This window comes from Flavobacterium sp. N502540 (genome assembly GCF_025947365.1).
GTDB lineage: Bacteria > Bacteroidota > Bacteroidia > Flavobacteriales > Flavobacteriaceae > Flavobacterium.
The window spans coordinates 686,706-700,472 of the sequence record NZ_CP110012.1 but is presented as its reverse complement, the minus strand read 5'-3'; the positions used below and the strand labels follow the sequence as shown (position 1 = coordinate 700,472).

Below are 13,767 nucleotides of genomic sequence, written 5' to 3'. Positions count from 1 at the left end.
CATTATCAAGGTTGAAGGAATTAAAAAGTGAACAGTGATTAAAATTTTTTTAGTATTTTATGTTTGGTTAACAGAAAGTTACTATGTTGTGTCGAAGTTTGTATGTTTTTTCATATCTTAGTAAATGTGTTTTCAAATTAACTTATTTTTAACATGAAAAGAGGTCTTTTGTTTTTGACAGTTTTGGTAACTCATTTATTTAGTTTTCCGTTGTTTTCACAAAATGATAACGAACCGGTTGCTCTGGGTTTGCCTGGAGATAATCTTAATTTGTACGCTGTTTTGGATGTTTTTCAGAAATCAAAAACTTTAGAAGAATTTGAAAAAGTCTTAAATGAACAGGATAGTAAGGTAAATAATCTGGACTTGAATAATGACGGCGAGATTGATTATATCGAAATCGAAAGTCAAAAGAAAGGGAATACACATGTGATTGTACTTCAGGTAGCAGTAAACAGCACAGAGAAGCAGGACGTTGCTGTTATTGAGGTAGATAAAGATAAAAAGAATAATGTACATGTTCAGATCATAGGAGATAAGGATTTGTACGGCAAAAATTATATTGTAGAACCTTCAGACACTACAGCCGGAACACCTAATCCCGGATATAAAGGAGATGCTCCTGTAATTGTAAATAATAACACAGTCAATAATTATAATACAACAGCCGGTAATCCGGGTTATGTGACAACAAACATAAACGTGTGGCCGGTAGTATTGTATTTGTTTTCTCCAGTATATGTAGTGTACCGATCTCCATGGTATTGGGGATATTATCCTCCTTATTGGCGTCCGTGGCGCCCGGTTTATTATCATGATTATTGGGGATATCATAGGCATTACTATGGAAATCCTTATTATAGAAGAACTGTCAATATAAGAAACCAGCGCTATTATAATAATTATACAACCAGAAGAAATTCATCGGCTGTGGTTCGAGATTATAGAAGCAGCGGCCGTTACAATACAACTTACAACGGAAGGGATTATAAGAGACCTGCTCCGGTTACCAATACAAGACCAACGAGACCCGTTACCACCCGTCCCGTCAATCCGTCAACAAGACCGGTAACACGTCCGACAAATCCCTCAACGACGAGACCAACAACGCGGCCGGTGACCCCAACAAATCCATCAACCCGACCAGTGACGAGACCATCTCAGCCAGTGAATCGGCCTACAAATCCAACTACAAGATCAACGACCCGGCCGGTAACACGTCCTGCGACCCGACCGGCAGGTAATAGAAGTATAGCAGCGCCACCAAATTCCAATCGTGGTTCTGGTGCCAATAGAAGGTAAGGTTAAATTATAAATATTAGACTAATTTCTGATTTACAGCATTTATGAATAAAACTCTACTACTAAAAATTATTTTTTTCTTTATAATGTCATTTTTTATGAATGCGCAAACAGCCGCTGATAAGGAAAGTGATGTTAAATACCCACAATTTCAGTTAAAAGGGCTTTTTCAAGCGCGTTATTTGGAAAGTACCGGTAAAAATGTTGATGTTTTGGGAGCTCATCATTCTACAGGTCAAGTAACACAAAGCTCCTTTGATATTAAAAGAATGCGTGTTGGACTCAATACCAAATTAAGCGAAGCCACAGAAGTCGTAATTCTGGTAAATCTTGCCGATTTTAAATCTGATCCCAAATCTAAAGTTCTTGAAAATGCTTACGGAAAATATACTTTTAGTAAATATTTAGCCTTGACAGGAGGGCAGTTCCGTCCTGCTTTTGGTATAGAAGAGCTGGTGCCTGTTGATATTATAAAGTCATTTGATTTTTCCAATCAGTACTATGAATTTGGTAAAAACGGATGGACAAGTTTTCAAATTGGAGCTTCGGCAACGGGAGCTTTCGATATTGGAAAGATTCCTGTTAACTATGCCGTTTCTGTTTTAAATGGTAATGGGAAAAATCAGGAAATGGATAACGATAACGGAAAATTGTACACGACCAGATGGGGTTTTGGTCTGTCTAAAGAACACAAGATCAATCTGGGTCTAAATGGCGGAATCGGGAAAAGATCCAATCAGAAAGTTTTCGCTTTAGGGATTGATATTACCAGTGATTTTAAGCTTACCGACAGGCTGACTTTTGATTTGCAGATTGAATACAAGCAGGGGACCAATCATAATTTGTATTTTTCATTACCTGCAGATGCCAGAACGTCAAATGTTGACGATTATCAAATGCGGGGAATTTACTTCTTACCCAATTTGCGATATTTGGTCGATTATAAAAAATTAACTTCACTGGAACTGTCTTGTCGTTTTGAATCATTTGACAATAATTACAAAGTCAATTCAAATGTACGTCAGACGTATACGCCTATGTTGAGTCTTGAGTTTGGGAAAGCTTATACGGGACGAATAGAATTGGGATTTGAAATTGATCGTTTTGACAAAAATATTCCCGACACCTCATTTTATAATGACAACTTGTTTTTGCTTCAGTTACAACTCCGACTATAACACAATTTAATTTCCTTTTTTATGAAAGAAGTACAAATACCTCAAACGCTGATTACACTTGCCGCTGGACTTGCAATTTGGTTTATTCCGGCACCGGATGGTGTTGTTGCAGAAGCCTGGCATTTGTTTGCCATTTTTGTGGCAACCATTCTTGGAATCATTTTAAAAGCAGCTCCTATGGGTACTATGTGTATGATTGCGATCGCATTAACCGCTTTTACACAGGTGCTGGCTCCCGGAGATGCGGGAAAATCGATCACTTTGGCTTTGAAAGGCTTTGGTGATAAGGTAATTTGGCTTATCGGAATTTCGTTTTTTATTGCGAGAGGATTTATCAAAACAGGTTTGGGGAACAGAATTGCTTTTTTGTTTATCAGGATATTTGGGAAAAGTTCACTTGGATTGGCTTATGGTCTTGGACTTGCCGATTTAGTTTTGGCCCCTGCGGTGCCAAGTAATACGGCAAGAGGAGGTGGGATCATTTATCCTATTATGAAATCAATGTCGATGAGTTTTGGTTCGATGCCGGATCAGCCCGAAACACACCGAAAATTAGGATCGTATCTTACCCTGAGCAGTTACAATGCAAATCTGATCGCATCATCAATGTTTTTAACAGGAACGGCAAGTAACCCAATGTGCCAGAAGTTTGCGTTGAATCTTGGAATTAAAATTAGCTGGATTTCATGGGCGACAGCTGCGATAGTTCCGGGTCTGGTAGCTTTTTTCGTAATTCCTTTGGTATTGTACAAGATTTATCCGCCTGAATTGAAAAAAACAGGAGATGCTCCGCAAATAGCAGCTCAGAAACTAAAAGAAATGGGGGCGATCACGCGTAACGAATGGATGATGCTCTTAACCTTTTTTATTCTGTTGTTTCTTTGGATGACTGGCGATCTGTTTTCTATTGATGCGACAACTACTGCTTTTATCGGTTTGGTTATTTTATTATTGACTTCGGTATTAACCTGGGATGATGTAAAAGCCGAAAAAGGAGCCTGGGACACCATAGTGTGGTTCTCGGTTTTAGTTATGATGGCGAGCTCCCTCAATGAACTTGGATTTATTGGCTGGTTTAGCGACGTGGTAAAAGCTGAAATAGGAGGTTTGAGCTGGCAAATGGCATTTCCTATTATTGTATTGGTATACTTTTTTAGTCATTACCTTTTTGCAAGTGCAACAGCTCACGTGGCTGCTATGTATGCTGCATTATTGGGTGTTGGAATTTCACTTGGAATTCCGGGCTTGCTATTGGCTTTTATGTTGGGATTTGTAGGTTCTATTTACGGAACTTTAACCCATTACGGACATGGGCCGGCACCAGTTTTCTTCGGAAGCGGTTATGTCGATCTGAAAAGCTGGTGGGTCAAAGGCTTGATAACCGGTCTGGTTATGCTCTTTATTTATATGGTAATAGGAGGATTGTGGCTCCGGTTAATTGGGGATTTCTAAATACGGATTCCCGGAGGAAGTAATTCTTTGTATTCCGGATTCTTTTTAATAAACAATACAATTTTTGGATGGATAGGCATTATTCTGAATTTCTTTTCGCTAACCACTTCCATGATGCCTTTTAGTAAAGTGTCAATTGTAGCTGGATTATCAAAGCCTTCAGGGGAGTTGATTTTGGTTAAGAAAATTTTCTTTTCCTGAAAAGAATACTCCACAGAAAGTAAGCCTTCAGGGACTATGGTTTCAAATTGTCTTGCAAAAGTATTGTCTTTGATTTCCATAGTTTCAATGTGTTCCATATTTGTCATGTTTTGGGGGATTGAATTAAAAAAAATAATAGAAAAGAACATTTGGTAATTTTATAAAGAACATTCTGGAAAAAATGTTTCAATATAAGTTAACAGGATTGCAAAGTTAATCATTTGATTTTCAATATGAAATTATTTTTTTATTCCTTAGAATAGTTCTGAATTGTGCATGTTTACTGCTTTTGTTTCGTTCGGGGAGTAATTTATGGTGTAAGATTTGCATTGGATATTGCTAAAAAAAGTAATTTTAGCTTAAAAAAAGCGGTAACCTTAAATTCTCTTGCAGTCAAATGAGTAAAATTCCTGTATATTTTATGCCCGGTCTTGCGGCTAGTCCCGCTATTTTTGAGAGAATCAGTTTAGACGAGTCTGTTTTTGAAATGTGTTTGCTGGAATGGGAGATTCCGCAGCCAAAAGAATCTTTATCAGATTATGCTCTTCGAATTTCTAAAAATATTAAACATGAGAATCCGGTCCTGGTAGGGGTTTCTTTTGGAGGTGTTTTGGTTCAGGAAATAGCAAAACATATTAATGCCCGAAAAGTAATTATTATTTCGAGTGTAAGAAGTAATAAAGAATTTCCAAGGCGAATGAAAATCGGAAAAACAACAAAAGCGTATAAGCTTATTCCGATGAAGTTAATTTTGAATATCGAAAATCTGGCGAAATATTCTTTTGGAGAAAAAGTAAACAAACGTATTAAGTTGTATGAAAAGTTTCTCGCAGTACGGGATCTCAATTATTTGCAATGGGCGGTCGAATCGATTATTTTATGGAACAGAAGTGAAATCGATCCTAAAGTGATTCATATTCACGGAGATCAGGATGATGTTTTTCCTATAAAGTATATTAATAGCTGCATTGTAGTCAAGGGAGGAACACATATTATGATTCTTAATAAATACAAATGGCTGAATGAAAATCTGCCTTCGATCATCTTGGAAAACTAAAGTTTCAGTTTTTTTAAGTTTCAAGTTTCAAGTTTCAAGTTTTTAGGTTTTTACGAGTAATATTGTTATCCCTCATTCCTCGGGATGACAATATTGAGCGAAATGACAAATTCAACGTTAATCTTTATATTAGAAAGAAGATCTAAATAAAAAATCCCAAACTCTTGTGGAATTTGGGATTTAAAATATTGTAATTGAAAAATTAGATTTTTTTCATTTGCTCTTTCATCATCGAGATTTGCTCTTTTAGCATTCCTTGTTTGTCTAATTTTTTAGCTTCGTTTAATAGATTAGTCGCTTCAAGCTTTCTTCTGCGTGACATTGCAACTCCGGCAAGGTTTAATTTTGCAACTGCAAGATCCATATCCATTGATAATCCAAGCTCGATTGCTTTTTTGAAATGTTTCTCAGCCAGATTGATATTGGTTTGAGATAACATGATACCGTGCAGGTAATTGAAGTATCCTTGTTGTTTTCTTACTAAGGCAGCTTCAGGGTTTTTGATATAAGCAAGCCATTTTTTAGCTCCTTCAAAGTCTTGTTTTCTTAATTTAAGGAAGGCTAAAAGGATAAATTCGTTTTTGAAGTAAAGAAATATAGGAATTGCAGTTAATAATATAAGGAAAATACCATTCCCGATATTACTCTCTGTAAATTGCCAAATACCAGCGACTACAAGAAGTCCGGCTAAAATAAGTTTAATATTTTTGTGAAACATAATTATTGTAAATTTGTGATTGCAAAGATAGCAAAAGGAATTAAAAATATTTTTATAAAACTACTTGCCAGAAAAAAAAGTCTTTGTATATTTGCACTCGGTTTTGGAATAATGATATTCAAAAACAGAAAAAGATATTAGATACCATTTTAAAGATACAAAACAATGAGCAAAAGAACATTTCAACCATCGAAAAGAAAAAGAAGAAATAAGCACGGATTTATGGACAGAATGGCTTCAGCGAATGGAAGAAAAGTTCTGGCGCGTAGAAGAGCAAAAGGAAGACATAAATTAACTGTTTCTAGCGAACCTAGACACAAGAAATAATGTTTCTATAAACATAAATAAGGCGTTACTTTTTTAGTATCGCCTTTTTTTATACCTTGTCGGTAAAAAAATCTGCAACGTTCTAGTTTAGAATACACTACGAATGTTTTTTAAAGTACTTTTATAATAACTACACAATACAAATAAAATGCCTAAAGACACATCAATAAAATCAGTTTTAATAATAGGGTCAGGACCTATTGTTATTGGTCAAGCTTGCGAATTTGACTATGCAGGTTCTCAATCTGCACGTTCTATTCGTGAAGAAGGGATTGAAGTTATCTTGATAAACTCGAATCCAGCAACAATTATGACCGATCCAAGTATGGCCGATCATATTTACTTGAAACCATTAACTACAAAATCGATTATTGAAATTCTGAAAGAACATCCGCAAATTGATGCCGTTTTGCCTACAATGGGAGGACAAACTGCACTGAACTTGTGTTTGGAAGCTGAAGAAAAAGGAATTTGGCAGGATTTCGGAGTGAGATTAATTGGAGTTGATGTCAACGCAATTAATATTACAGAAGACAGAGAGCAGTTCAAACAGCTTTTAGAAAGAATAAATGTACCAACTGCACCTGCAAAAACAGCTACTTCTTATTTAGAAGGTAAAGAAATTGCACAGGAGTTTGGTTTTCCGTTAGTAATTCGTCCTTCTTTTACCCTTGGAGGAACCGGAGCTGCGGTAGTTTATAAAAAAGAAGATTTTGATGAACTTTTAACCAGAGGTCTTGAGGCTTCTCCAATACATGAAGTTTTAATTGATAAAGCTTTAATGGGATGGAAAGAGTACGAGTTAGAGCTTTTAAGAGATAAAAATGATAATGTTGTGATCATCTGTTCAATCGAAAATATGGACCCAATGGGAATCCATACCGGAGATTCGATTACAGTTGCGCCGGCGATGACATTATCGGATACAACATTCCAAAAATTACGTGACTATGCAATCCTGATGATGCGTAGTATCGGAAATTTTGCAGGAGGCTGTAACGTACAGTTTGCAGTTTCACCAGATGAAAAAGAAGATATCGTAGCGATCGAGATCAACCCTCGTGTGTCCCGTTCATCGGCTTTAGCATCAAAAGCAACAGGGTACCCGATTGCTAAAATCGCTTCTAAACTGGCTTTAGGATACAACTTAGACGAATTGCAAAATCAAATTACAAAATCAACTTCGGCTCTTTTTGAACCAACTTTAGATTATGTAATCGTAAAAATACCACGTTGGAACTTTGATAAATTTGAAGGTGCCGACAGAACTTTAGGACTTCAAATGAAATCTGTTGGAGAGGTAATGGGAATCGGACGTTCGTTCCAGGAAGCATTACACAAAGCCACCCAATCTTTAGAAATTAAAAGAAACGGTTTAGGAGCTGACGGAAAAGGATATAAAAACTACGAGCAGATTATCGAAAAACTGACTTTTGCAAGTTGGGATCGTGTTTTCGTAATTTATGATGCCATCGCAATGGGAATTCCGTTGAGCCGTATTCATGAAATCACAAAAATCGATATGTGGTTCCTGAAACAATACGAGGAACTTTATACTTTAGAGAAAGAAATTTCAAATTATAAAATAGCGACTCTTCCAAAAGAGCTTTTATTGGAAGCCAAACAAAAAGGTTTCGCCGACAGACAAATTGCACACATGATGAATTGTCTGGAAAGTGAAGTGCATACTTTACGTATGGACAAAAATATCAACCGTGTGTTTAAACTGGTAGATACCTGTGCGGCTGAGTTTAAAGCTAAAACACCATATTACTACTCGACTTTTGAGGCAGAAATTGAAAAAGCAAACGGGGAGCGTTATGTAGATAACGAAAGTATTGTAACAGAGAAAAAGAAAATCATCGTTTTAGGTTCAGGACCAAACAGAATTGGACAGGGAATTGAGTTTGATTATTCTTGTGTACACGGAGTTTTAGCAGCCAAAGAGTGTGGCTACGAAACCATCATGATCAACTGTAATCCTGAAACGGTTTCGACTGATTTTGATACGGCGGATAAACTATACTTTGAACCGGTTTTCTGGGAACATATTTACGACATCATTCAGCATGAGAAACCGGAAGGTGTTATCGTACAGTTAGGCGGGCAGACCGCTTTGAAACTGGCAGAAAAATTATCTAAATACGGTGTAAAAATCATCGGAACCAGTTTTGATGCACTTGATTTAGCCGAAGACAGAGGAAGATTCTCAGATTTATTGAGAGAATTACACATTCCTTTCCCACAATTCGGAATTGCAGAAACGGCTGATGAAGCTTCTGCACTGGCAGATCAGTTGGATTTCCCACTATTAATTCGTCCTTCTTATGTATTAGGAGGTCAGGGAATGAAAATCGTAATCAACAAGAAAGAGTTAGAGGAGCATGTGATCAATTTATTGAAAACTATCCCTGGAAATAAACTGCTTTTAGACCACTATTTAGCCGGAGCAATTGAAGCGGAAGCGGATGCGATTTGTGATGCAGACGGAAACGTTTACATTATCGGAATTATGGAGCATATCGAACCTTGCGGAGTTCACTCCGGAGACAGTAATGCTACTTTGCCTCCTTTTAACTTAGGAGAATTCGTAATGCAGCAGATTAAAGATCACACTAAGAAAATTGCGAGAGCTTTAAAAACAGTAGGTCTGATCAACATTCAGTTTGCGATAAAAGACGATACCGTTTACATTATCGAAGCAAATCCAAGAGCGTCCAGAACAGTACCGTTTATCGCTAAAGCTTATGGTGAGCCTTATGTGAACTACGCTACCAAAGTAATGTTAGGGCACAATAAAGTAACTGATTTTGACTTCAACCCACAATTGAAAGGATATGCGATTAAACAACCGGTCTTCTCATTCAGTAAATTCCACAATGTAAACAAAGCATTAGGACCTGAAATGAAATCGACAGGAGAGAGTATCTTGTTTATTGATGATCTAAAAGACGATCAGTTCTACGAATTGTACTCCAGAAGAAAAATGTATTTGAGTAAATAATCTCAAGTTTTGTTATAAAAGAAAAGCTCCAGTTATGGAGCTTTTTTTTGTTTAATTGTTTAGCACATTAAAGTTTTGTTCTAGTTTTTGGATCAATTTGACATATAGCGATTTATATATTAACCATATGATATAGGTAAGTAGGGAAAGAAAGAAAATTAGAATACTATAAAAAAGAAATTGATTGCTTCCTAAATGATTTTGACATGGAAAATGTTCGTACAAAGATTTATTTTCTAAAAGTAAATAGGCATAGACAAGGTAATTTAAGTTAAAAATGATTAAACTTATGATAAGGATTTTTTTTACAATTGAATTTAAATTTAAATTTAAATGAAGTGTTTTTTTAAATTCGGAATATTCAATATTGAGGTTTTTTAAGTTTAAAATTTCCCATGTTTTTTTTAAAAACACTTAACCGGGTATTATTTTTCATAGCTAATTTTTATAATTAGTATCTTTTTTTCTTTCAAAAAAATACAGTTTAAGAAAACATAGTCAGTATCATAGTGTTTTCTGTATGATAGTGATTATGGGACAATGTTTAGTTAGGAGATCTGTTAAAATAAGTACAAGTTGTAAATTACACCTTAACTTTGACTTCGATTCCCTTTACCCTTACTACATCCAATGTCTAAGTAAATTAAATGCAGCAACTCCAATTAATAGCGGCGTAATAATATAAAACACTACCACAGTTCTCAAGAAAACGAAAACAAACGCTTTCTGATTTTTCTATGCAAAAAGGGAAGTGCTTTTTTTAAAAATCTAAACAATAAACAAAAGAACAACATTGGAATAAACAATCTGCTAAAATCAATAAATGAAAGCTTGGAGTTTTCAAATACTATATCTTTAATTAATCTTATAAAGTTTTGTGGGAAATATAAAATGGAATAAGGGTCTTTTATAACGATAAAATAAAAGAAGTACAAAAGCGTGCTGTAATTAAATAACCCATAAACGAGTAAAAAATAATCTTTAGCTTTCCAATCTGCTTTAGAATTAAAAACTTGTTTTACTTTTAATGTTGAATGAAACATCAAATTGGGTAGTTCAATAGCATCTGATAAAACCCAATATCCATCGCTTCTGGCAAAAGGATATAGGTTATAAAGCGATAAAGCAGAAAAAACGCAAGCTAGAATAATTAAATGCTGGTTATTCAGCAATAACCCGATAAAGACTAAAAAAGCAGCATATATAAACTCAAAATAAATCCCCGCCAAATTAACTATAATCCTTTCCTTTTTAGGAAGCTTCCATATATCGGTAACATCTGCAAAATAAACGGGCATAAACAAATAAAACCCTCCTCCAATACCGCCATGATTAGCGCCATAGTAATGCGCTGCAGCGGCGTGTCCAAACTCATGAAATGTTACACCAATGAAACTTAATAAAATAAAAAAGGTCCATTCATTTCTTGTAATGCTTGTTTGAAAAATCTCTTCATTTAACGTGACAAAACAAGTAAGTAAAACTAAAACGGATAACATAGACATACTCCAGAGAACACTTGGAAAGAATAAAATTCTTAGAAAAGATGTTAATTTTGCAACCGTTTTTTTATTTATTATTATAAAACTTAACTTCAAATAATCGGGTGTTAAATTGGATTTTACAGTGACAGCAGCATCTTCTATAATTCCAAATAGAGCCAATTTATGATATAAAAAATCGTAAGCAAAATCAGTGGTAATACACGAATTGTACTTTAGATTGTATTCGGACACGATAATTTCTAGCTCTTTTCGATTGTCAATTAATTGTATGAAATTGTACAGGTCATGAGAGATTTTTATTCGATGATTGTATTTCTCCTCATGGATAAAAAAATCACTTTTACCTATGGGATTAAATGTTATATCTTTAGAAAGTACCGGAATCATATTTTTGTATATAGCTTGTTAAAAAATTTAAAATTGCAGCTGTTGTAAAAAGCCTTCCAAATTCATTTGCACGAACATTCATCCCATAATTTGCAACTGGGAAATAAGTATTTGAGGGGATTACGACATTTGCATAGGGCATTTGCAGGGAATGAGATTCTTTCCATGAACCATCAGTATATTGCATATCTAAAAGATAATTTACTCCTTTTTTTATTTGTTTCTCCAAATTGCCGTCATCTCCCAGCAATAAAATTTCTAAAGCTAATCCTGTATAAAAATAATTTTCACCATATTTATCTGAAAAACTACCATTTTTATTCTGTTTTTCTTTTATTTTACTAATGATAGAATCTAGCTTCTCTTTCTCATTTAGTAGTTTGTAGGTTTTAGACAAATAATAATAGGTATAAATATCACTTGTCCACCAATAGGAATTTAGTTTCTTAAAATTGCTATCAAAATAGGATTTAACTCTTAGAAAAGACTCTTCATTTTTGTCTTGATTGGCCAGAAAGTAGAAACTTACAGCGCTAACACAATCATGTACGCTTAACCATCCTTTAATATTAACTTCCTCTTTCTCATTGAGCAACGTGAGGATTTTACTATCACGAGAATAAGTAGAAAAGCCCCCGTTTTCTTTTTGAAACAGCATCTTCCATTTATTTAAAAGCGTTGTTGATATCTTTTTGCCATTGTATAAATAAGATAAAAAAGCAAAATTTGTTGAGTCGGCATCTTCAGTCCAAGTAGTATTATAATCCCACAATTCGTTTATAGTGTTTTGGCTTAAAAAAGACAAAGCGTCTGAAATCTCTTTTTAAAAACTAATTTTAAATGTGGGTTAGCAGATATTTTAGATAGGATAAATGATGTCGACCAAACAGTACTAATACCACCCTGATTGATATATTCGTGCCATGAGCCATTATCTTTTTGTTTCGATTTTATAAACTGGATTGCCAGCGGTATAGATTCTTTAATGGAATTTGATACTACAATTTTTTTAGACATGTTTATTTCTGTTACTAAAACTTCTAAATAATTTTCAAATTCATAGATGGCTTTACTAAAAGCTTTTTTGAAATCTTCCACTATTTCCTTCCATTTTGGAACATCTATATCTTTGACAATGTTCAAAGATTTGTCACAATATTCAATTCCTAACAGAAACATTTGTTTGGAAATCCCCCTTAAATAGAGATATTTTTCCAGTATTGCAGGATCCTTTTCGGTTAGGTTTTCTTTTTTTAAAAGAGCAACAGCCCAATTAAATTGCCCATTTACAATATCTTCTTTTAAATCTTTTACATCATCATTTAGTTGAAAGGCAACAGAAAAGTATTTATGAGAAAGATGCAGTTTTTCATATAACGTAGTATCACAATTACTATCAAGGCTATACAAACAATCTATCGCAACTTTACCAAATGCAGATTTTTGATCTGCTAAAATTTCATATTCTTTTATTGTTACGATTTTCTTCTTAAATAGTTCTTTTTCTAATAAAACCGCTTGAAAATATTCGTTTTTTCTGGAATTCCATAATTCCCAAAAAGGATGTTTCAAACCAAACAGATGTGTTAATAATTTTATGCTTTCTTCCTGGCAAACGGATATTAAAGGGAATACAGATAGTTCTTTTTCATCTATTAGATCATCAACATACAATGTTGACTGATAACAAAAATATCCAGCTATATTGAGCAAATCGAGGCTGCTTTTTTTTATAGCAAAAACATTTGCAAAAAGAGAAGGGTAGTTTTGATAGTAAACAGGGTTGGCATTTATAAAATCAATGTTCAAAATTCGTTTTTTGAAAACATCTGATATATCCAACCCCTCCACATAATTTTTAAATTTCATTTTTATTGTTAATTGTGATCATCAAAAAAGGGAACATAATTGCTCCCTTTTTTGATGATCATTTTTTTATCTTATTTTTTCAAGTTTTCTTAAATTTCTATAAAAAGAAGAGGAGATCAGAACAAGGGATCATATTTCCTACTTTTATTACTTGTCCAACTAGCAAATTCATATCTTTTCTCCAATTCTTCTACTTGAAATTTTTCGATTATTTTTTTTTCTGTTTCCATTTTATACAGTTTTTAATGTTAAAAATTATATTTAGTGTACCTACTCTTATACTTGATTTAAAATAAATCAGTGACTACTACCTGGTGATGATTTTCCCATGTTCTTTGAAAAATTGTTCCAAGAACTAAATTCAAATCTTCTTTCCAGTTCTTCAATCTTAAATTTTTCTAATAACTTTTTTTCTTTTTCTGTTTTCATGTTTCTTATTATTTTAATTAACACTATTATTCTGATTTATTTGCCAAATCTAACACATTAATTTTTAAATTTTTCACCGTTTTAAATAATCGGTGTAATATTGTAATATCTGGTCATGATATTGTAATATCTGACAGATACAAGGACTTTCAATCTCAAACAATTCTATACCTAGTTTTATGTAACCTTATGCAACCACCTGTTGAATCTGCTTTTCTCTAGCATATTGGAAATAAATCCATACTGTTTCATAAACTTTATCTCAAACGAATGATTCCATATTTACCTAAAAAAACAAACACTTAAACTATATATTTTGCAATTACAACCAGTAATTA

At 34.0% G+C, this 13,767-nt stretch carries 12 protein-coding genes; 6 read left to right on the top strand and 6 right to left on the bottom strand.

Translation table 11 applies throughout. The features are described from left to right. The first annotated feature begins 153 nt into the window (after positions 1–153). From OLM58_RS03210 to OLM58_RS03200, 3 genes are all read left to right on the top strand, one after another. Positions 154–1,302, top strand: a complete 1,149-nt coding sequence (locus OLM58_RS03210) for a hypothetical protein (RefSeq protein WP_264531179.1) — start codon at positions 154–156, stop codon at positions 1,300–1,302. Positions 1,303–1,400: 98 nt separating this feature from the next. After that, a complete protein-coding gene (locus OLM58_RS03205; protein WP_264531178.1) occupies positions 1,401–2,480 on the top strand; it encodes an OprO/OprP family phosphate-selective porin in 1,080 nt (359 codons plus the stop codon). 21 nt (positions 2,481–2,501) lie between these two features. Next, complete coding sequence (locus tag OLM58_RS03200) at positions 2,502–3,932, top strand: anion permease (RefSeq protein ID WP_264531177.1); 1,431 nt, start codon at positions 2,502–2,504, stop codon at positions 3,930–3,932. Here the strand turns inward: OLM58_RS03200 and OLM58_RS03195 are convergent. Beyond that, on the bottom strand, positions 3,929–4,213 hold the full coding sequence (locus tag OLM58_RS03195) for an N-acetyltransferase (protein WP_413614494.1): 285 nt from the start codon (positions 4,211–4,213) through the stop codon (positions 3,929–3,931). The two genes, OLM58_RS03200 and OLM58_RS03195, sit on opposite strands and share 4 nt — an antisense overlap. Before the next feature lie 317 nt (positions 4,214–4,530). On the opposite strand from OLM58_RS03195, the gene OLM58_RS03190 reads away from it, so the two are divergent. After that, positions 4,531–5,190: an alpha/beta hydrolase gene (locus OLM58_RS03190; RefSeq protein ID WP_017498816.1), complete on the top strand. Its 660-nt coding sequence runs from the start codon at positions 4,531–4,533 to the stop codon at positions 5,188–5,190. 202 nt (positions 5,191–5,392) lie between these two features. Here the strand turns inward: OLM58_RS03190 and OLM58_RS03185 are convergent, their stop codons facing one another. Beyond that, positions 5,393–5,908 (bottom strand): DUF2892 domain-containing protein, encoded by a 516-nt coding sequence (locus OLM58_RS03185; RefSeq protein WP_202701444.1) that lies wholly within the window; start codon positions 5,906–5,908, stop codon positions 5,393–5,395. A gap of 165 nt (positions 5,909–6,073) precedes the next feature. On the opposite strand from OLM58_RS03185, the gene rpmH reads away from it, so the two are divergent. Together rpmH and carB are read left to right on the top strand one after the other, a co-directional pair. After that, complete coding sequence (gene rpmH / locus OLM58_RS03180; protein ID WP_008464848.1) at positions 6,074–6,235, top strand: 50S ribosomal protein L34; 162 nt, start codon at positions 6,074–6,076, stop codon at positions 6,233–6,235. Between the two features lie 148 nt (positions 6,236–6,383). Then, positions 6,384–9,239 (top strand): carbamoyl-phosphate synthase large subunit, encoded by a 2,856-nt coding sequence (gene carB, locus OLM58_RS03175; protein ID WP_264531176.1) that lies wholly within the window; start codon positions 6,384–6,386, stop codon positions 9,237–9,239. A 701-nt stretch (positions 9,240–9,940) separates the two neighbouring features. On the opposite strand, the gene OLM58_RS03170 is transcribed toward carB, so the two are convergent. The 4 genes from OLM58_RS03170 to OLM58_RS03155 all read right to left on the bottom strand — a co-directional run bounded on the left by OLM58_RS03170 (position 9,941) and on the right by OLM58_RS03155 (position 13,429). Continuing rightward, positions 9,941–10,903 (bottom strand): peptidase, M50 family protein, encoded by a 963-nt coding sequence (locus OLM58_RS03170; RefSeq protein ID WP_264531175.1) that lies wholly within the window; start codon positions 10,901–10,903, stop codon positions 9,941–9,943. A gap of 208 nt (positions 10,904–11,111) precedes the next feature. After that, positions 11,112–11,903, bottom strand: a complete 792-nt coding sequence (locus tag OLM58_RS03165; RefSeq protein WP_264531174.1) for a prenyltransferase/squalene oxidase repeat-containing protein — start codon at positions 11,901–11,903, stop codon at positions 11,112–11,114. Between the two features lie 20 nt (positions 11,904–11,923). Beyond that, positions 11,924–13,000: a class 1 isoprenoid biosynthesis enzyme gene (locus OLM58_RS03160; protein WP_264531173.1), complete on the bottom strand. Its 1,077-nt coding sequence runs from the start codon at positions 12,998–13,000 to the stop codon at positions 11,924–11,926. A 297-nt stretch (positions 13,001–13,297) separates the two neighbouring features. Further along, positions 13,298–13,429, bottom strand: coding sequence for a hypothetical protein (locus tag OLM58_RS03155; RefSeq protein WP_264531172.1), 132 nt, complete (start codon positions 13,427–13,429; stop codon positions 13,298–13,300). Between the last annotated feature and the right edge of the window lie 338 nt (positions 13,430–13,767).